Origin of the sequence: Hymenobacter sp., assembly GCF_035709525.1 — a bacterium.
Classification (GTDB): Bacteria; Bacteroidota; Bacteroidia; order Cytophagales; family Hymenobacteraceae; genus Hymenobacter.
Genome location: NZ_DASTEP010000058.1, coordinates 1 through 19884 on the forward strand (window position 1 = coordinate 1; position 19884 = coordinate 19884).

A 19884-nucleotide genomic window follows, 5' to 3' on the forward strand; every position below is an offset into this window, starting at 1 on the left:
CATCCAAAAACCCACTCATCCATTCCTTGCGTATGCCCAGGGCCGACCCTGCCGCATGGAAACTACCCCGCTGTTCTGGATTTTATTTAACCTGTTCATCATCGGGCTCTTGCTGCTCGATTTGCTGGTTTTCAACCGCAAGGCCCACGCCGTAACGCTGCGCGAGTCGCTGCTCCAGACGGCCGGGTGGGTAACGCTGGCGCTGGGCTTCAACTACTTCGTGTACCGCAGCCTGGGCCACGAGGCCGGCCTGCAATGGCTGACCGGCTACTTGGTCGAGGAGGCGCTGAGCGTAGACAATCTGTTTGTCTTTCTACTCATCTTCAACTATTTCAAGGTTCCGGCCGAGTACCAGCATCGGGTGCTGTTCTGGGGCATCCTGGGGGCGCTGGTGTTGCGGGCCTTGTTTATCGTGGCGGGCGCGGCGCTGCTGGCCAAGTTTCACTTTTTGTTTTACATCCTGGGCGCGTTTTTGGTGTACACGGGCATCCGCATGGCCTTGAGCGGCGGCGAAGACCCCGATGTAGACCCGCAGAATAACCCTGTGGTGCGGTTTCTGCGGCGTCATTTGCCCATTACCACGCAGTTCGACAAGGGGAATTTTTTCACCTACCGCGATGGTGTGCGCTTTGCCACGCCGCTGCTGGTGGTGCTGGTGATGGTCGAAACTACCGATGTGGTGTTCGCGGCCGATTCTATCCCGGCCATCCTGGCCATCTCGCGCGATACGTTTATCGTGTACACGTCCAACGTGTTTGCCCTGCTGGGGCTGCGCTCGCTGTACTTCGCGCTGGCGCGGCTCATGGCGGCGTTTCACTTTTTGAATTATGGGCTGGCGCTGATTCTCATTTTTATCGGCGGCAAGCTGCTAGCTGAGGACTTTTTGCGCGTGCACTACCAGCTGGAAATCCCCGTGCCAGTGTCGCTGGGCGTGGTGGGCGGGCTGCTGCTGGGCTCGGTAGCGGCTTCGCTGCTGTGGCCCAAGAAGGAAAATGAAGCGTAAGTTTCCTTCCTCTCTTCAATGCTTTAGTGCTACCCAAACGCGCGCAAGCTGAAGCTTACGGTACACTTCCTAACATCTGCCCGCTTTCGAGCTTTCTTAATTCCGACGTTCCACCCTCCTGCCCTGCTCCCCTTGACCTCCCTGGCCGACCACGTAGCCCACGGCTTCGCCCAAACTCCCAAAACGCTTTCCTCCAAGTACTTCTACGACGCGGCGGGCAGCCGGCTGTTTCAGCAGATAATGGCCCTGCCCGAGTATTACCCCACCCGCACCGAGTTGGGCATTTTTCAGGCACAGGGCGCGGCCATCGTGCGGGCGCTGCAAGCGGGCACGGCCGCCGGCCAGCCGCTGGCCGTAGTAGAGCTGGGCGCGGGCGATGGCCTGAAAACCAAGATTTTGCTGCGCGAGCTACTCGCCCAGCCCACGGCGGCCTTCACCTACGTGCCGGTCGATATTTCGCCCTCGGCGCTCGATGAGCTGGTGGCCTCGCTGCACCAGGAGCTGCCCGCGCTGCCCACCGCGCCGCTGGCGGCCGAGTATTCGGAGGCTCTCGCTACCCTGGCCGCGCGGCCCGAGGCCAAGGCCGTGCTGTTCCTGGGCTCTAATATCGGCAACTTCGGGCCCGCCGACCGCGAGGCGTTTCTGCGGTCGCTGGCCGCGCCGCTCACGCCCGCCGACCGCCTGCTCGTGGGCTTCGATTTGCGCAAAGACCCGCGCCGCATCCGGGCCGCGTATGATGATGCCCAAGGAATTACGGCCGAGTTTAACCTCAATCTGCTGCGCCGCTTCAACGCCGAGCTCGACGCCGATTTTGACCCCGAACACTGGCAGCACTACCCCGACTACGACCCCAGCACCGGCGCCATGCGCTCGTGGCTGGTGAGTTGCCGCGCCCAAACCGTGTACATCGGTGCGCTCGGGCAGGCGTTCGAATTTGCCGCCTGGGAGGCCATTCACACCGAAAACTCCTTCAAATTCACGTTGCCCCAAATAGCCGAACTGGCCGATGCCGTGGGGCTGCGCGTGGTCGAGGTGTTTCAGGATGCGGCCGGCGACTTCGCCGACGTGGTGCTGGCGCGGGCGTAATTTTGTAACGGTTATTTTTTCCGTCATGCTGAGCGGAGCGCAGCGGAGTCGAAGCATCTCTTTCGCATAGTAACTTCTAACGTCTGGTTAGTAATGCGAAAGAGATGCTTCGGCTCCGCTGCGCTCCGCTCAGCATGACTCGTTTTTATTCCTTATTGACTTCTATGAAAGCGCACCTTCGGCCGACTATTCTCCTCGCCTACCCCGTCGTGCTCAGCCAGTTGGGGCACGTGCTGGTGGGCGTGTGCGACTCCGTGATGGTGGGCCAGCTGGGCAAGCTGCCACTCGATGCCGTGGGCATGGGCGTGAGCGTCACGACCCTGCTCATGGTGCTGGGGCTGGGCATCAGCATGGGCTCGGTGCCGCGCGTAGCGGCGGCCAACGGGCGCGCCGACCACGCCTTTCTGGGCCGGCTGCTGGTGGGCACGGTGTGGCTCAATACGCTGGTGGGCGTGGCGCTGCTGGGTTTCAGCCAGCTCTTGCCGCTGGTGCTGCCGCTGCTCAAGCAAGCGCCCGAGGTAGTGGCGCTGGCCGCGCCCTGGGTGCGCGTGGTAGGCTGGTCGCTGCTGCCTCTAATGGTATTTCAGGGTTTCCGCGAGTGGGCCGAGGGGCTGGGGCTGACCAAGCAGGCCATGAAGCTTTCCATCGCCGGCAATGTGGTGAACGCGCTGCTGTGCTACGCGCTCATTTTCGGGCACTTCGGCGCGCCCGCGCTGGGCCTTATGGGCGCAGCCTGGGCCACGCTGATTTCGCGCATCGGCATGGCCGCCCTGATGGCGCAGTACGTGCTGCGGGCCGACAAGCTGCGCACCCGCCGCCCCGCCGAGGCCAGCGCCTGGCTGCGCCCCGGCCTGGCCGAACTGCGCGGGCAGCTGGCGCTGGGCCTGCCCATCGGCATGCAGATGATGCTGGAAGTGGGCGCGTTCAGCGCGTCGTTTCTGATAATAGGCTGGCTGGGCGTGACGCCCCAGGCCGCCCACCAAATTGCCATCAACGTGGCTTCCGTAACCTACATGGCGGCCACCGGCATCGCAGCGGCGGCCACCATCCGGGTGGGTAGCCTGCGCGGGGCCGGCAACCTGCCCGAGGCCCGCAAGGCGGGTTTTGCGGCCTACTGGCTGACGTTCGGCTTCATGAGCGCGATGGGGCTGCTGATGCTGGCATTGCGCCACGTCATCCCGGCGTTCTACAACGACGACCCGCTGGTGCTGGCGCAGGCCGGCACGCTGCTGGCCATCGCGGCGGCCTTCCAGGTTTCGGATGGCTTGCAGGTGGTAGGCCTGGGCGCGCTGCGCGGCCTGGAGGACGTGAAAGTGCCTTCCGTGGTGGCGCTGCTGGCGTATTGGGCGCTGGCGCTGCCCATCGGCTACGGCCTGGGCTTTGGGCTGCACATGGGCGCGCCGGGCGTGTGGCTGGGTTTGCTCACGGGCTTGTCGGTAGTGGCGGTGGTGCTGCTGCTGCGCTTTCGCCGCCGCAGCCAAGCGGGCGCGCTACCGCCCGCCGCGCCTGCCGGCCCAGCCGAGCTGGCCAAGGCTGATGAGCTGCTGGTGCTGGGCCAGCCAGCCGGATAAGTAGCCCAAGCGGCGAGGTAGCCGCAGCGCGGTGGCATGTTGGTAATTGAGAATGAACAGCAAGCAAAATGAGCCGCAAAGCGGCGGCACCAAGCTTTAGGGTGCCGCCGCTTTGCGGCTCATTTTGCTATCAAACGGCTTAAACTACCAACGTGTCGCCGCGCTGCGGCTACCTCGCCGCTCAAGCTAAGCAGGCGCTCCACCAAGCCGACACTTTTTGCGTTTGGCGGGCGTTGGGGGAGCAGGCTGCTTTGGCCGCTTTCCCTACCCATGCTTCATCAACTGGTTGCCGGCGCGCTGCTCGCGCTGGCGGGTCTTTTTACCACCGCCGCCCACGCGCAGGCTAATACGGCGGGCGGCACGCTGCACTGGTCGGCCAGCCGGCCGCTGGTGCTGGCCGATTTTCAGGGGCGGCCCCGCATTGGCGAAACTCACGCGGCGCTCACTTCGGCTACCATCGTGGCCGAGGTAGCCTGCAAGGGCGGGCAGTTTACGGGCCACGTGCAGGCGGCTTTCGACCCTGCCGTGTCGTGGTGGCGCGAGCCGGCCACTGCCACGCCCCGGCTGCTGCGCCACGAGCAGCTGCACTTCGACATCACGGAGGTGTATGCCCGCCGCCTGCGCCAGAAGCTGGCCGCCGTGCGCGTGCCCTGCGCCCAGCTGGGCAGCGCCTTCGAGCGCCTCGCCCAGGGCGTGTATGCCGACTGGGAAAAGGCCGAAGCGCAGTACGACCGCGACACCAACCACGGCCTACTGCCCGCACCGCAGGCGCAGTGGGAAGCCCAGGTGCAGCAGCAGCTGGCCGACCTGGCCGCCTGGGCCGACAAGGAGGCCTAAAGCAAAGTAGCGCGGACTTTCAGTCCGCGCTACTATCTGGGCCAATTGCTACTGAATAGTCAACTGATACTCAAATACCTGCTTCAGCTTATTGTCGGTGATGATGAGCGTATACGGCCCCGGCACGGCGGGCTTCACGAAGGGCACCGCCTGGATGGCCTGGTACAAGTCGCGCCCAAAAAAGCGACCGGTGCTGGGCCGGGGCGTGGCCGTGTACACGTCGGTGCCGTCTTTGGTGCGGGCGGCGAGGGTAAGGGCGCTAGGGTCGGTATTCTGCGCGCCCCGGCGGTGGATAGTGAGCACGAGCGCCCCACCCGCCGGCAGGGCCGCCAGCCGCCGCTGATACGTGCTATCGGCCCAGCTGTGGATTTTGCGTAGTTCGTCAATCTCGGCTTGCAGCTCGATAGGTGAGCGGTAGCACACGCGGGTGTACGTGCCGGTTTTGTCGGCGTCCTCGTCGGTGTTTTTGGTTACGTTGGCTACGGCCGGGCATTCGGGGTCTTTCTGGGCAAACACGTAGCGCTTGCGCGGCGGGCCGGCTGGCGTGGGGTACTTGTCGGCGGCTTGGGCCGAGGCTTCAGCAGTAGCCAGCCCCAACACGCCCACGCCCAGCAGACCAATTTTCAACAGAAAATTAAATTGTACTTTAAGCATAACAAATAGACAAACGAGCAACTATAATTGAACGCTACAAAGAACGGCACTAGCCGCCAATTATACAGCCCAGGGCTACTCTTTTGGCCGTTTACTGCTTTCGTTCCGGCTCGCTCAGGGCTTGGCCGGCGCGGGGGCCACTAGTTGCATCGTCCCGGTTTCCCACTGCTCGTCGCGGTACACCACCGTTTTGCGGTGCTGCGCATCGGCGGGGAGGCTGTCCAGATGCGCCACGTAGTTGTAGGTGCGGCCGGCGCGCAGCTGCTGCTTATCGAGCACGTAGCGCCCAAATTTCCTGACTTGGTAGCTGCCCTTCACCACCGCTACCTGGGCTTCGCGCTGAAACCGAGCGGGCGGGTAGCGCAGGTAGTACAGGGCGTAGATGTAGGCCGGGTCCGCTCTCAGGTCGACCAGCACCTGCCCGGTGGGCGGCAACTGCGCCAGCGCCGCGAACGCCGGCTCCAGCCCAGCCCGGAAATCAACGCCGATTTCGCCGTGCCGATAGCTGCGGAAGTAGTGCCGCACGGCCGGAAAACCGCTGAGCACCACCCACAGCAGCGCCAGGTTCCAGATGAGGCGCTTGGGCGCGGTGGGCCGCAGATTGTTGATGATGGCCGCCGTGCCCCACACGGCCAGCACCAGGCAAGGCACAAAGAAATGGTTTATCCGGTTGACATTCAGCTCAAACAAGTAGAACAACGGCACGCAGGCCAGCAGCCAGGCCACCGCCAGCAGCCCCACTACCAGGGCGGGCTGCTCGGCCAGCCGGCGGCCCGCCTGCCACAGCCGCACCAGCACCAGCCCGAAGCCCAGCAGCGCCAGCCCCCACACAAAATAGCCCAGCAACGGGTACTCGGCCAGCAGGTTGTAAGACGTTTTATCGTCGAAGCCCCGCATGAGCAGGTCGGTGTTCCAGTTATAAAAGTCGCTCCAGGTGCCGTGCCGCGCCACTTCTTCGAGCCGGTTGCCGACCAGCAGCGGCGTCGAGAAAAACAGCTTATCGGTCCAGGCCAGGTTGCGGTGCAGCACGTAGTTTTCCAAGAAGAACAGCAAAAACGGCAGCGCCCCCGCCACAAACAGCCCCAGTGCCAGCAGCCACGCGCCCAGCCGCGGCACCATGCGCCGCCAGCAGCCCAGCAGCACCAGCCCCAGCAGCGTGGGCAGCACCACGATGGTAGTGCCGTAGGCGTAGAGCGCCACCGCGAAGGGCAGCAGCGCGGGCACCACCCAGCGCAGCCGCTGCGTGCCGATGGCCTGGCGCAGCAGCACGCCGCCCAGCAGCATCCAAAACACGACTAGGTTGCTTTCCAGCCCCCAGCGGCTCAGCATAAAGTGCCACGGTGCCAGGGCCAGCAGCAGCAGCCCCAGCAGCGCCGGCCGCCGCCCCAGCGGCCGCAAAAACACGAAAAACAGCGGCAGCGTGAGCAGCCCCAGCAACAGCGGCACCAGCCGCACCGATACCATGTTGAGGCCCAGCAGCTGCACCACTGGCACCGTCAGGTACGAAAGCAGCACGTTTTGCCCGCTGCCCCAGCCCGGAAAATAAGCCGGCAGGTGGTTGCCCCAGCGGTCGGCCCCGGTGGTAGCCAGCGCGTAGGCTTCGTAGGCGCTCGATGCCTCATCGGCATTGAGGCCGGGCGGCAGCGCCGGAAATTTCACCACCCGCACCACTACCCCCACTACCAGCGCAAACAGCACGGCCAGCCGGTAGCGGCGCTGCTCCCGGCTCAGGTTTTGCCACGATTTCAACATCAACCTAGCCTCCGTAAATCTCCACCAATTCTTCGCCCGCCGCGTTGCGGCTGGCCCGGTACATGCCCTCCGAGTTGAAGGGCAGCGCCAGGTTGCCGGCCGCATCCACCGCGATGAGGCCGCCCTCGCCGCCTACGGGGGCCAGCTTATCATGCACCACCACGCGGCAGGCCTCGGCCAAAGTCAGGCCTTTATATTCCATCAAACAAGCCACGTCGTAGCCCACCACGGCCCGGATGAAGTACTCGCCGTGCCCGGTGCAGCTGATGGCGCAGCGCGCATCGGCCCAGGTGCCGGCCCCGATGATAGGCGTGTCGCCGATGCGCGAGTAGCGCTTGTTGGTCATGCCGCCGGTGCTGGTGGCGGCGGCCAGGTGGCCGCGCACGTCGCGGGCCACGGCTCCTACGGTGCCTTTTTTCCAGTTGGGGTCGGCGGGGCTGGCGGCGTGGTCGAGCTGCATGCGGCCCGCCGCGATGGCCTCTTGCAGCTGGTCGTAGCGCTGCTGGGTGAAGAAGTAGTCGACCGGCTGCATGGGCAGGCCGTGCTCGCGGGCCAACTGGTCGGCCCCTGGGTAGGCTAATAATACGTGCTCGGTTTGCTCCATCACCAGGCGGGCGGCGCGGATAGGGTTTTGCACTTCGCGCACGCCGGCCACGGCCCCGGCGCGGCCGCTGGCCCCGTCCATGAGGGCGGCGTCCATTTCGTGGTGGCCGTCGTGGGTGAACACGGCCCCGCGCCCGGCATTGAAGAGCGGGCAGTCTTCGAGGGCGCGCACGGTGGCCTCCACGGCATCGAGGGCGGGCGCGCCCTGGGCCAGCAGGTCAGTACCTATTAGTAAGGAAGCGCGCAGGGCGGCGCGGTAGTCGGCTTCGAGAGCGGGCGTGAGGGTGGCGCGGGCAATGGTGCCGGCGCCGCCGTGCAAGGCGAGGGCGTACATATAAGGAGTTATCAGGAGCGGGCGCAGTAGCGCAAACTTTGTAGTTCGCGTTCGTGAGCGAGCAGCCAAACTGCCCGAACGAACGCGAACTACAAAGTTCGCGCTACTACGCTCGACCTTCGCTGCCCCTACTTTTTACTACCCAAACCTACGCTGCTCACCATTTTAGTGCCCGCCAGCCAGTTAAGCTAACTATAGAAGCAAAAGAAACGCAGCCTATTATTGTATTTATCAATAAATCAAATACATATCAAACTTTAAAATTCAGACCTTTTTACATTAAATCTTGCTCTTTCGAAACCAAAACATAGCCGTGTTCGGTTTTTATTCGTAGGTTTGACCTCCCAACCACATTTTTCTCTTAACCATACCATACGATGGCATACGACGTAACCGGCCGCCTGCACGAAATCTTTGACGAACAGCAGGTTAGCGATAAATTTCGCAAGCGCGAGTTCGTCCTGGAAGTTCAAGACGGCCAGTATCCTCAGCAAATCAAGTTTCAGCTCACGCAGGACAAAACCAGCCTCATCGACCCCTACAAAATGGGCGACGAAGTGAAGGTTACCTTCGACCTGCGCGGCCGTGGCTTCAACAAAAATGGTCAGATGCTGTACTTCACTAACCTCGAGGCTTGGCGCGTAGAGCCGGCTGCGGCGGGTGGTGCTCCGGCCGGTGGCGGTGGCTACGCGCAGCCCCAGCAGGCTGCCCGTCCGGCTCAGCAAAATCAGAACCCCAACCTGCGCGCTCAGCCTTCGGCTGCACCTATCGCCAGCGACGACGACAACGACCTGCCCTTCTAGACCGCAGATTCAAACGGATTTTTAGGATTTAACGGATACGCCCGGCTGCGCCGGGCTGACTGTCCTTGTCACCGTTATTTTTTTGGTGTGCCGCTTTCCTTTTGGGGAGCGGCACATTTGCGTTTAAGCCGATGTTGTATACGTATAAAAGGAAAGCTAATAGCTAGCAGCTATTAGCTAACAGCTTACTACCAAATGAATTTACGCGCACTTATCAGCCGGGGCGAGGGCGAGGAGCTGGAATTTAAGAAGAAGACCACCCACCCTACCCGCATTTCGCGCACGCTGGCGTCGCTGGCCAATACGCGTGGCGGGCAGGTGCTGGTGGGCGTGGACGACGACGGGCGCGTGGTAGGCGTGCGCGACGCGGAGGAAGAAATGTTTGTGCTGCGCGAAGCCGCCGCGCATTACGTAGACCCGCCGCTTACGCTGCATTTCCGCGAAATCGAAGCCGAGGACGAGCGCATCGTGCTCATCGTGGAGGTAGCCGAAAGCCCCAACAAGCCGCACCGCGCCCAGATAGCGCCCGGCGAGTGGCGCAGCTACATCCGCGTGCGCGATGAGAGCGTGCAAACCAGCTCGCTCACCGAGAAACTATTGGAGCGCCAGCAGCCCGAGGCCCGCTTTGAAAAAATCCCGCTCACCCGCGACGAGTTGCGCGTGCTGGAATACCTGCGCACCACGCCCCGCATCACGGTGGCGCAGTACACCAAACTTTTGAATATCAGCCGCCGCCGCGCCTACCGCACGCTTATCAAGCTCACGCTGCACGGCTACCTGCGCTACCACGACAAAGAGAAGGAGCCGTACTATACGCTATAAATCACTGATTAGCAACGATTTTATCGGATTGCACGGATTTTGTAGACGGCATCAGCCGTTTCCAAGCAGAGTACCCTCTAACAAAAAGACCACCTCACAGGGTGGCCTTTTTTGCGTCTACAAAATCCGTGCAATCCGATAAAATTAGTGCTAATCAGTGATTTATTCCTGTTTGCGGGCGCGGGCGGCTTTCTTCTCGTCTTTCTCCGCCTTCTTTTCTTTCATCGATTTAGTCGGCTCTTTCTTTTTTTCCTTGCGGGCGTCTTGGGCTTTTGCCATGAGTGAAAAGTGTGTGAAGTGGAACGTAAAAAAGGCTAGCAAACTAGCAAAAACAGCTTTTCTAACGCAGCGGCACGGCCGGTTGTTGTGCCGCGCCGGGGGCGCTGGCTTCGGCCGGGGGTAGCACGGGCCAGTAGCGCTCGCGCAAGATAGCGAGGTGGTGGCGCTCGTGCCCGGCCGTGATGAACACCAGCGCTCGCACGCTCGTGGCACCACCATTAGCGAGGCCCACGCGGTCGAGTTGCGCGGCGTTGAAGCTGCCGAACAGCGCCAGCGTGGCCGCCCGCACGGCGTGGTACTCGGTGAGCAAGTCGCTCATCGGACGGTCATTGGCTTCGCTGTTGGCAGCGAAATCGTTTTCATCGAAGCCGGGCAGACTCTGCGCGTCGCCGCGCGCGAAGCGCAGGGCGCGGTACGTGAAAATGCGCTCGGTGTCAATGATGTGCAGCAGCATTTCCTTGGGCGTCCACTTGCCGGGGGCGTAGCGCAGCAGGGCCTGCGCCTCGGTGAGGCGGCTGAGGTCGCGGTGCAGCTCGGCGGGCTGCTGGCGCAGCAGGGCGAGTGGGTCGGTGCCTTCGGGTATGCGGTCGAGGTAGCCCTGCGCGTAGGGCTGGTAGGTGCCGGGCGCGGGCCGGGCAAGTGTAACAGCGGCGGGCACAGCGGCAGCGATATTATACTGGTTTTTAGTCAAATACTTGAAGCCGTACCGCGCCGCGCCCTGCGGGCGGCGGCGCAGGTGGCGCGTGCCTACCAGCAGGTGCGGGCTCAGGTGGTGCCGGTGGATGTAGTCGTGCGTATCGACCCCGGCCACGCCGAAGGCCCAGCGCAGAAAATCGGGCATAATCGCGGCCCAGGTATCTTGGTGGTGGTGGCCGCCGGGCACCTCCACGTAGCGCACGGCCGCCTGGGGCAGGCCCTGGCGCTCCAGCACCGCCATTAGGTCGAGCGTATCCTCAATCGCGTCGATGATGCCGTTGTTATTACGGTCGCTGGTTTCGTCGTCGGTGCCGGTTTGCAGCCAATATTGCTGGCTGGGCTGCGGTGCTCGCGCCCGCACTAGGCTGTGCATAATGCGGTCGGCATCGGTGTAGCCATCGTTCAGCCCCCGGCCACGCCACCAAAACGAGCCGCTAAACGAGCCCGCCCGCTGAAACGCCTCGGGGTGGTGCCAGGCCAAGTCGAAGGCCGTGAGGCCACCCAACGACATGCCCGCAATTACGGCCTCGGCCGGGTTGGCAGTCGCGTGGTAATGTGCTTGCACATAGGGTAGTAGCTCGTGCAGCACAAAGCGCGTGTAGCGCCCGGCGCGGCTGCCCCGGCCCAGGTAGTCGGGCCGGGCGGCGGTGCCGTACTCCTGCAAGCGGTCGGCGGCGTGCACCGCTACCAGCACGAAGGGCCGCACGGCCCCGCGCCGGTACAGGTAGTTGAGCGTGGCGGGCAGCTGCAAGCGCTGCAAGTCCTGGCCGTCATTGAGATACAGCACGGGATAAGGCTGCGCGGCCACGGGGTTGAAGCCCGGCGGCAGCACCACATCGAGGCGCACCACGCGGCCCAGCTCGATGGAAAACAAAGATTCGTCGCGCCGCACGGCCACGGTGGCCCCGCGCGGCGACTGAAAGCGGAACACGGTCATGGGGCTGCAAAGAAACGGGTGCCGCTTTCTTTTACCGGAATATCGCAAAAGTGGTGCGTTCCGATTTTGTGCTTAGTTTGCGGCCGGTTCGGGGCGTTCACCCCACCCCCGGCCCTCTTACTTTGCACGAAGAATACCGTCGCTTCTACTCCCACAACCTGGGCCTCGACATGGAGATGCTGGTCATCGGCGACTACGGCTATCCCATCATCATTTTCCCCACCTCCAACGGCCGCTACTTCGAAGCCAAAGACTTCAAACTAGTCGAATCGGTGCGCTGGTTTATTGAGAATAAGCTCATTAAGCTCTACTGCATCGACAGCGGCGACAAGTGGAGCTGGTACGCCAAGCACCTGCACCCCGGCACTCGCCTGCACAACCACAACCTCTACGACCGCATGGTGAGCGACGAGCTGGTGCCCGCCATTCAGCGCGAGTGCCACGTCGACAAAGTGGGCGTAGCGGGCTGCTCGCTCGGTGGCTATCAGGCGCTTAACTTCGCCTTCCGCCACCCCGAGCTGGTGGGCCACCTGTTCTCGATGGGAGCGTCGTTCGACGTGCGGATGTTCCTCGGCGGCTACTACGACGAGCAGGTGTACTTCAACAACCCGCCCGACTTCATGCCCAACGCGCAGAATGATAATTTTTATAAAATGAACATCATTCTGGGCACCGCCGAGCACGACTTCTGCAAAGATTCCAACTACCAGATGTCGGGCATTCTGGCCGCCAAGGGCATTCCGCACCGCCTCGACGTGCGCCCCAACGGCACCCACGACTGGCCCGTATGGCGCGATATGTTCCCCGAATACGTCTCTTCTATCTTTTAATAAGGCTGTTTAACTACGCTGTTGCGTAAACTTGCGCGGCAACGCCTCCCAAAACTCCTAACTGCCTTCCCTTACATGAAAAAAATTGGCATTCTTTTCGGCCAGGAAAACACCTTTCCACAGGCCTTTATCGACCGCGTTAACCAGAAAGCCGTCGATGGCATCACGGCCGAGTTCGTAAATATCACCGAAGTCGAGCAGGCCGTCGCCACCGACTACGCCGTGATTATCGACCGCATTTCGCAGGATGTGCCCTTCTACCGCGCCTACCTCAAGAACGCTGCCCTCACGGGTACGGCCGTGATTAACAACCCCTTCTGGTGGAGCGCCGACGAGAAATTCTTCAACAACGCCCTGGCCGTGCAGCTCGGCGTACCGGTGCCCAAAACCCTGCTGCTACCCAGCAAGGCCCGCCCCGACGACACCAACGAGAACTCGTTCCGCAACCTGTCGATGTTCGACTGGCACAAGGCGTTCGAGAAAATCGGCTTCCCGGCCTTTATGAAGCCCCACGCCGGCGGCGGCTGGAAGAGCGTGTATAAAGTCGATAACCCCGACGAAGCATGGCGCGCCTACGACGAAACCGGCCAGCTCGTGATGCTGTACCAGGAAGCCATCGACTTCACCGATTACTTCCGCTGCTACTGCCTCGGCGGCAAAGACGTGCTCATCATGCCCTACGAGCCGCGCAACGCCCCGCACCAGCGCTACCAGACCGAGATGAAAACGCAGGGCGAAGAAGGCGAAAAGCTGCTCGCAACCATCAAGGACTACGTGCTGCGCTTGTGCCAAGGCCTTGGCTATGACTTCAATACGGTAGAATTTGCGGTGCGCGACGGTATTCCAATCGCCATCGACTTCGGCAACCCCGCTCCCGACGCCGACATCAACTCGGTAGGTGCCGAGAATTTTGAGTGGGTGGTAGAGCACGCCGCCAACCTCGCCATCGAGCGCGCCCAGGCCCAGAAAGCCGGCCAGGACAACCTCACATGGGGCACCTTCGTGCAGAAATCGGCCAGCCGCACCGCCATCTCGTCGGTCGATGGCTCGGTGGAAGTAGGCGGCTCCGTCAACGAAACCAATGACTTAGGCGCTACTGGCTTGCCGGAAGCTCCCAAGAAGCCCGCGCCCAAAAAGCCCGGCGCGCCCAAGCCCGAAGCTCCCGAAGGCGGCGTGCCCAAGCCCGCCCCCAAGGCCAAGCCCGCTCCCAAAGCCAAAGGCCCCGAGGCGGATGCGCCCGCCAAGCCTAAAAAGGCCGCGCCTAAGAAATAATCACATTTCTTAGTGATATTACCCTGCTGAAAGGGCTGCCGTCGCTACGGGTGGCAGCCCTTTTTACGGCCTTTTTGCAAACAGAACCAGCGCTTTATCGCTCACTTTTAGTCGCTTCCCCGCCATGGCCCGGCCAGTTTTTACCCTCGGAATCGAAGAAGAATTCCAAACCATCGACCCCGTTACCCGCGACTTGCGCTCGCACATGTCGAAGATTGTGGAGGACGGCCGCATCACGCTGCACGAGCAGGTAAAGGCCGAAATGCACGAGTCGGTGGTGGAAGTCGGCACCAATATTTGCCACAATATCGATGAGGCGCGCACCGAAGTGCTGCACCTGCGCCGCCAGGTAATCGAGCTGGCCGACCGCGTGGGGCTGAAAATCGCGGCGGCGGGCACGCACCCGTTTTCCCGCTGGCAAGACCAGCCCATCACGCCCGATGCCCGCTACGACAAAATCGTGGAGGAATTGCAGGAGGCCGCCCGCTCGAACCTCGTTTTTGGCATGCACGTGCACATCGGCATCGAAAACCGCGATTTGGGCGTGTATATGATGAACGCGCTGCGGTATTTCCTGCCGCACTTGTTCGCGCTCAGCACCAACTCGCCTTTTTGGGAAGGCCGCGAGACGGGCTACAAGTCGTTCAGAACCAAGGTATTCGAGCGGTTTCCGCGCACGGGTATTCCGGGCTTTTTCCACAGTGCCAGCGACTACGACGAGTTTTTGGCGCTGCTGATAAAAACTGGCTGCATCGACAATGGCAAGAAAATCTGGTGGGATATCCGCCTGCACCCCTTCTTCGATACCATCGAGTACCGCATCTGCGATATGATGATGCGCGCCGACGAAACCATCGCAGTGGCCGCCGTGATGCAGGCGCTCGTGGCCAAGATTTACAAACTCAAAGAGCAAAACCTAAATTTTCGGGTGTATCGCAGCGCCCTCATCAAGGAAAATAAGTGGCGCGCCGCCCGCTACGGCATCTGCGGCAACCTCATCGACTTTGGCTCGCAGGAAGAGAAGCCGGCCCGGCAGCTCATCCTCGAACTGCTTGACTTCGTGGATGATGTCCTCGACGACCTCGGCAGCCGCCACGAGGTAGAATACGTGCTGAAAATGCTCGAAATGGGCACCGGGGCCGACCGCCAGCTCGCGGTTTTTCACCAAACCGGCGACCTCACCAAAGTAGTCGATTATATCCTGAGCGAAACCACGCACGGGCTGTAACGGCCCAGGTTTTGGTTGGCAACGAACTAATTATTAACTTGCTATCGTTACCTAAAACCTTTTAACAATCATCTAGTTTAATAGGATTATCTTTTAGCTTATGCCTACTTTTCGAATTGCCGTCTTAGATTTGTACAACAATTTCCGTAACGAGGGGATGCGTTGTATTTACCAGCTGCTGAGCCGCGCCGAAGCCGCCAATCAGGTTACGTTTACGGTTGATACCTTTAATGTCCGGGCCGAAAACCAGGTGCCGGGCCTCGAATACGACATCTACATTTCGAGCGGCGGCCCCGGTAGCCCGCTCCCTTCGGATGAGCCCTGGGAGCCGCTTTACTTTGAGTTCATTGATTCCTTACTGACTTATAATCAGACCGCTGAGCGCAAAAAGCACTTGCTTGCCATTTGCCACTCGTTTCAGCTGCTTAGTCGGCATTTGGGCGTGGGCACGGTGGGCAAGCGCAAGTCTACGTCGTTTGGCATCCTACCCATTCACCTCACCGAGGCTGGCGAGGCCGAGCCGGTGTTTGACCGCCTGCCCGAGCCGTTTTACGCCGTCGATTCGCGTGATTATCAGCTCACTGACATCAACGAAGAGCGCATGTCCGAGCTCGGCGCAGTAGTATTATGTCTAGAAAAGGAGCGCCCGCACGTGCCCCTGGCCCGCGCCATTATGGCCATTCGCTTCACGCCGGAGGTACTGGCCACGCAGTTTCACCCCGAGGCCGATGGCGAAGGGATGCTGCGCTACATGCTCACCGATGAGCGTCGCGAACAAGTAGTTACGACCTACGGCGAGGAGAAATACCACGAAATGGTAGAGTTGCTCTCCGACCCGAATACCATCGAGTACACCGAATCGGTGATTGTGCCCAATTTTTTACAGCAGGCCATCGAGCGCATCAGCGAGTCGGTAGCTGCGTAGGGCGGCAGCATCGCTTGGCTGGCTCCTTATTCGATATCCACTTAGTAATTCGGTCATGCTGAACACAGTGAAGCATCTCGCTTGGAGCAGTAATCTTTGTGTAAGAAGATGCTGCTCTAAGCGAGATGCTTCACTGCGTTCAGCATGACGAACAGCGGTTTACGCAACATTTTTTTTCTGAGCTAACCAACGTAAAGCCATGATTCCCGCCCTTCGCCAAGCCTACAACGCGGCTTTCACGCCGGAAAAATACCAGGCCATGCTGGCCGACGTGGAGGAAAAACTGCCCGGCCAACTGGAATTTCGGTTGGCCGAAACGCCGATTTTCGTGCCGAAACAGCTGCGCGACAAACTGATACAAGCTGGCCAGGATATCATCGACGTGATTCAGCGACCCGATTTCAAGCAATTGACTAACAAGGCGATTCCGCCGCACCAGCGGGTGCCCAACGAGGACGCCCACCCGACGTTTTTGACGTTTGACTTTGCCGTGTGCCGCGATTCGCAGGGCGAGCTGGAGCCGCAGCTCATTGAGATGCAAGGCTTTCCGTCGCTCTACGCCTTCCAGACCTGGCAGCCGGGCTCCTACGAGCGGCAGTTTGAGATACCCGATTCGGTAACGCCTTATTTTGAGGTAGCTAACGATGCTGAATACCAGGCTGAACTGCGTCGCCTGCTACTGGGCGACGCTAAGCCGGAGGAAGTTATTCTGCTGGAAATTTACCCAGAAAAGCAAAAAACGCGCGTTGATTTTGCGCTTACCGAGCAATTTTGGGGCGTGAAAGCGGTGTGCCTGACCAAAATAAAGAAGCGTGGGCGCGAGCTGTTTTACGAAAAAGACGGGCGCGAAATCCGCATCAAGCGCATTTACAACCGCATTATCTTTGATGAGCTCGACCGCTACCCCGACCTGCAAACCGAGTACCATCTCACCGACGACGTGGACGTGCATTGGGTCGGGCACCCCAACTGGTTTTTCCGCATCAGCAAGTATACCTTGCCGCTGGTAAAGAGCCGGTTCTCGCCGCCGAGCTACTACCTGCACGAACTGAAAGAGTACCCCGTCGACCTCGAAAACTACGTGCTCAAGCCGCTGTTTTCGTTTGCGGGGACGGGCGTGCGGCTGCACATCACGGCCGCCGACCTTGATGCGCTGACCGACAAGCAGAACTACCTGCTGCAACGCAAGGTGACGTATGCGCCTGCCATTCAGGCACCTGATGGCATGGTGAAGTGTGAAATCCGCCTGCTCTACGTGTGGCATCCCGAAGACGCGGAGCCGCGCCTGCTCACGGGCCTGGGCCGCATGAGCCGCGGCGAGATGATAGGCGTGGCCTTCAACAAAGACAAGGATTGGGTGGGCGGCACGTCGCCAATGTTTGAGAAATAAAGCCTGATTGGCAAGATTTTGCCCAACGTCTACCGTTGGCCTTGCGTAAAGCGGGGCCAACGGTTTCTTTTTGCCCCCTTTCTTATGTCATCTCTCGCACAACGCGGCCTCGAAATTTCCAAAAACGCGCTTTTCAGCAAGTTCCTCGGGCGCGGCTCGAAGCTGCTCGCCAAACCTCTCAAAATAGCGGTTGTTCTCAACGAAGCCGCTGATAAGCTGCGCGATAAGCACAGCAAGGAAAACAAATTCACCCAGCTGTTTCACACGGCACAAACGCTGGTGCGGCTCGTGCGCAGCTATGTCAGCGGCGAGTACCGCCAAATTCACACCACCACTATCGCCTCGGGTGTGGGCGTACTGCTTTACGTGCTCTCCCCCATCGACCTAGTGCCCGATTTCATCCCGGTAGTAGGCTTTTTGGATGATTTGAGCTTGATAAGCTGGTTTGTCGGTAAGTTCAACGATGAGATTGTGCGCTTCCGCGAGTGGGAAGGCACGAGCGCGACCGCCGCGCCCATGAACCCCGCGCAGGGCGACCGCTTGCAGCCGGCCATTGCTGAGCTAGGCCATTCGTAAGTATATCAAGGTAGTAGCGCGAACCTTGTAGTTTGCGTCCGCTTGGCTGTACGCTAACGGACGCGAACTACAAAGTTCGCGCTACTGCATTATTGGCGCAGAGCGTAAATGCGCTCAATTATCTCGACCACTTTCAGGCCTTCCAGCGCATTAGTAGTGGCGAAGCTGCGATTTTGCACCGTATCTACCACGTTTTCAATTACCTGCACGTGATTGGCGGCCGAGCCTTGGTAGGGGCCGTAGTCGTTGGCGGGGTTGGTGGGCGGCAGCGTAGGCAGGGTATAATCCTGCAAATGGCAGTACTCCACTTTATCGAGGTATTGGCCGCCGATTTTGAGCGAGCCGCGCTCGGCCACTACCGTCAGCGAGCTTTCGAGGTTGCGGTCCCACACGGCGGTGCTATAGCTGAGCGTGCCGCTACCGCCGCGCACAAGGTCAAACGTAACGAGGCCGCTATCCTCAAAATCGGTGATACCGGCGTGAGTAAAATCCTGAAAGCGAGCCGAAATATTGGCAATATCGCCAAACACCCAGTATAGTAAATCCACGAAGTGGCTGAACTGCGTGAAGAGCGTGCCGCCGTCGAGGGCCTGCGTGCCCTTCCAGCTGCCGGGGCGGTAGTAGCGCGCATCGCGGTTCCAGAAGCAATTGAGCTGCACCAGAAACACCTGGCCCAGCCGGCCTTCGTCGTACACCTGCTTGAGCCAGGTGGCGGGCGGCGAATAACGGTTTTGCATCACTCCGAACACCAGCCGGCCGGTTTGCAAGGCGGTATGTACGATGAGCTCGGCGTCGGTTTTGCGGAGGGCAATGGGCTTTTCGATGACTACGTGCAGGCCGTGGCGCAAACCCGCTACTGCCTGCGGCGCGTGCAGGCCGTTGGGCGTGGCCACGGTGAGCACGTCGGCGGCGGGGCCGTGGGCGAGGTAGTCTTCTAGGGAATTGAAAAAGGGCACACCCGGAAACTCGGCGGCGAGGTCAGCCTCTAACTCGCTTCGCACATCAATGAGCGCAACTAGCTGCGCCTCAGCTTGCCGAGCCACCAGCGAGGCGTGGCGGCGGCCGATGTGCCCTACGCCACAAATAGCAAAACGGACGGGAGCAGATTTATTAATCACAGCACTCATTAAACCGCGAAAAAAGCACCCAAAAATTCAGTAACGTACTCCTGCTGCGCCACCGTGAGCCCCGGATGCACCGGCAGCGACAACACCTGCCGGCACAGTTGCTCGGCCACTGGAAACTGCCCGGCCCGGTATCCCAAGTATTCATAAGCGGGCTGCTGATGCACTGGCAATGGATAGTATATAGCGCTCGGTACGCCGTGCTGCTTCAGGTGCTGCTGCAAGGCATCGCGGCGGCCATTGCCCTCAATCCGAAGCGTGTACTGGTGAAAAACGTGCGTGCTGCGCGGGTCGCGGGCCGGGATATGCAGGCCAGGAATGCCGCTCAACGCCACGTCGTAGCGGGCGGCCACGGCCTGGCGGGCCGCCTGGGCGGCGGGCAGGTGCCGCAGCTTCACGCGCAGCAGGGCGGCTTGCAGGGTGTCAAGGCGCGAGTTGAGGCCGATACGCTGGTGGTGGTATTTCTGGCTTTGGCCGTGGTTGGCGAGTTGGTGCAGGAGTTGGGCGCGGGCCGCGTCGCGGGTGAGGAGCGCGCCGCCGTCGCCGAGGCAGCCGAGGTTTTTGCTGGGGAAGAAAGACGTGGTACCGATTTCGCCCACCGTGCCAGCGTGCATTGTACGGCCGTTGGCGAAGGTGAAGGTAGCGCCTAGCGCCTGCGCATTGTCTTCGATAATCGCCACGTCGGCAGCGTGGCAAATAGTAGTTAACTCTTCTAAATCAGCACACTGCCCGAACAAATGCACCGCCACCACCGCCCCGGTACGCGCCGTGAGCGCGGCCCGCACGGCGGCCGGGTCGATATTGAAGGTATCGGGCAGAACATCGACCAGCACCGGGCGCAGCCCCAGCAGCGCGGCGGCTTCGAGCGTGGCCACGTAGGTGAAGGCGGGCACGATGACTTCAGTACCGGCCGGCAAATTCAGGCTCATCAGCGCCAGCGTCAGCGCGTCGGTGCCATTGGCGCAGGGTACTACGTGCGCGCTGCCCAGGTGCGCACCTAGCTCAGCTGCGAACTGCTTTACTGCCGGGCCTTGAATAAAAGCGGCCTCCTGCACGGTGGCCTGCCAGGCGGCATCCAGTTCGGCTTGGTACGGGGCGTGCTCGTCGGCGAGGTCGAGCAGGGCAATGGGTTGAGAAGGAAGCAAAGCGGGAGACAAAGGAA

18 protein-coding genes are annotated in these 19884 nt (G+C 61.0%); 12 read left to right on the forward strand and 6 right to left on the reverse strand.

What is annotated here, in order from left to right:
• From VFO93_RS05190 to VFO93_RS05205, 4 genes are all read left to right on the forward strand, one after another.
• Positions 1–1003, forward strand: a 1003-nt coding sequence (locus VFO93_RS05190) for a TerC family protein (protein ID WP_325133272.1), incomplete at its 5' end; no start/stop codon positions are given.
• 132 nt (positions 1004–1135) lie between these two features.
• Positions 1136–2089, forward strand: coding sequence for an L-histidine N(alpha)-methyltransferase (gene egtD / locus VFO93_RS05195; protein WP_325133273.1), 954 nt, complete (start codon positions 1136–1138; stop codon positions 2087–2089).
• Between the two features lie 164 nt (positions 2090–2253).
• Positions 2254–3660: an MATE family efflux transporter gene (locus VFO93_RS05200; RefSeq protein ID WP_325133274.1), complete on the forward strand. Its 1407-nt coding sequence runs from the start codon at positions 2254–2256 to the stop codon at positions 3658–3660.
• Positions 3661–3930: 270 nt separating this feature from the next.
• Positions 3931–4497, forward strand: a complete 567-nt coding sequence (locus VFO93_RS05205) for a DUF922 domain-containing protein (protein ID WP_325133275.1) — start codon at positions 3931–3933, stop codon at positions 4495–4497.
• A 48-nt stretch (positions 4498–4545) separates the two neighbouring features.
• Here VFO93_RS05205 and VFO93_RS05210 read toward each other — a convergent pair whose 3' ends face one another.
• The 3 genes from VFO93_RS05210 to VFO93_RS05220 all read right to left on the reverse strand — a co-directional run bounded on the left by VFO93_RS05210 (position 4546) and on the right by VFO93_RS05220 (position 7840).
• The gene (locus VFO93_RS05210; RefSeq protein ID WP_325133276.1) at positions 4546–5151 is read right to left on the reverse strand and encodes a hypothetical protein; all 606 of its coding nucleotides are present in this window, start codon (positions 5149–5151) and stop codon (positions 4546–4548) included.
• A 114-nt stretch (positions 5152–5265) separates the two neighbouring features.
• The gene (locus VFO93_RS05215; RefSeq protein WP_325133277.1) at positions 5266–6903 is read right to left on the reverse strand and encodes a glycosyltransferase family 39 protein; all 1638 of its coding nucleotides are present in this window, start codon (positions 6901–6903) and stop codon (positions 5266–5268) included.
• 4 nt (positions 6904–6907) lie between these two features.
• Entirely contained in the window at positions 6908–7840 is a 933-nt protein-coding gene (locus tag VFO93_RS05220; RefSeq protein ID WP_325133278.1) for an isoaspartyl peptidase/L-asparaginase, read from the reverse strand.
• A 377-nt stretch (positions 7841–8217) separates the two neighbouring features.
• Between VFO93_RS05220 and VFO93_RS05225 the strand changes: the two genes are divergently transcribed.
• Positions 8218–8643, forward strand: a complete 426-nt coding sequence (locus tag VFO93_RS05225; protein ID WP_325133279.1) for a DUF3127 domain-containing protein — start codon at positions 8218–8220, stop codon at positions 8641–8643.
• Positions 8644–8838: 195 nt separating this feature from the next.
• Complete coding sequence (locus VFO93_RS05230; RefSeq protein ID WP_325133280.1) at positions 8839–9465, forward strand: ATP-binding protein; 627 nt, start codon at positions 8839–8841, stop codon at positions 9463–9465.
• Between the two features lie 340 nt (positions 9466–9805).
• Here VFO93_RS05230 and VFO93_RS05235 read toward each other — a convergent pair whose 3' ends face one another.
• Positions 9806–11377 (reverse strand): alpha/beta hydrolase-fold protein, encoded by a 1572-nt coding sequence (locus VFO93_RS05235; RefSeq protein WP_325133281.1) that lies wholly within the window; start codon positions 11375–11377, stop codon positions 9806–9808.
• A 122-nt stretch (positions 11378–11499) separates the two neighbouring features.
• On the opposite strand from VFO93_RS05235, the gene VFO93_RS05240 reads away from it, so the two are divergent.
• From VFO93_RS05240 to VFO93_RS05265, 6 genes are all read left to right on the forward strand, one after another.
• Complete coding sequence (locus tag VFO93_RS05240) at positions 11500–12207, forward strand: esterase family protein (RefSeq protein ID WP_325133282.1); 708 nt, start codon at positions 11500–11502, stop codon at positions 12205–12207.
• Positions 12208–12282: 75 nt separating this feature from the next.
• A complete protein-coding gene (locus VFO93_RS05245) occupies positions 12283–13479 on the forward strand; it encodes a hypothetical protein (protein ID WP_325133283.1) in 1197 nt (398 codons plus the stop codon).
• A gap of 124 nt (positions 13480–13603) precedes the next feature.
• A complete protein-coding gene (locus tag VFO93_RS05250; RefSeq protein ID WP_325133284.1) occupies positions 13604–14707 on the forward strand; it encodes a carboxylate-amine ligase in 1104 nt (367 codons plus the stop codon).
• A 100-nt stretch (positions 14708–14807) separates the two neighbouring features.
• Positions 14808–15632, forward strand: coding sequence for a type 1 glutamine amidotransferase (locus VFO93_RS05255; protein ID WP_325133285.1), 825 nt, complete (start codon positions 14808–14810; stop codon positions 15630–15632).
• A gap of 199 nt (positions 15633–15831) precedes the next feature.
• Entirely contained in the window at positions 15832–17022 is a 1191-nt protein-coding gene (locus VFO93_RS05260) for a hypothetical protein (protein ID WP_325133286.1), read from the forward strand.
• Between the two features lie 84 nt (positions 17023–17106).
• On the forward strand, positions 17107–17598 hold the full coding sequence (locus VFO93_RS05265; RefSeq protein ID WP_325133287.1) for a YkvA family protein: 492 nt from the start codon (positions 17107–17109) through the stop codon (positions 17596–17598).
• Between the two features lie 89 nt (positions 17599–17687).
• Here the strand turns inward: VFO93_RS05265 and VFO93_RS05270 are convergent, their stop codons facing one another.
• Positions 17688–18725: a Gfo/Idh/MocA family oxidoreductase gene (locus VFO93_RS05270; RefSeq protein ID WP_325133288.1), complete on the reverse strand. Its 1038-nt coding sequence runs from the start codon at positions 18723–18725 to the stop codon at positions 17688–17690.
• Positions 18725–19867: a DegT/DnrJ/EryC1/StrS family aminotransferase gene (locus VFO93_RS05275; RefSeq protein WP_325133289.1), complete on the reverse strand. Its 1143-nt coding sequence runs from the start codon at positions 19865–19867 to the stop codon at positions 18725–18727. Before VFO93_RS05275 ends, VFO93_RS05270 begins: the two co-directional genes overlap by 1 nt.
• Between the last annotated feature and the right edge of the window lie 17 nt (positions 19868–19884).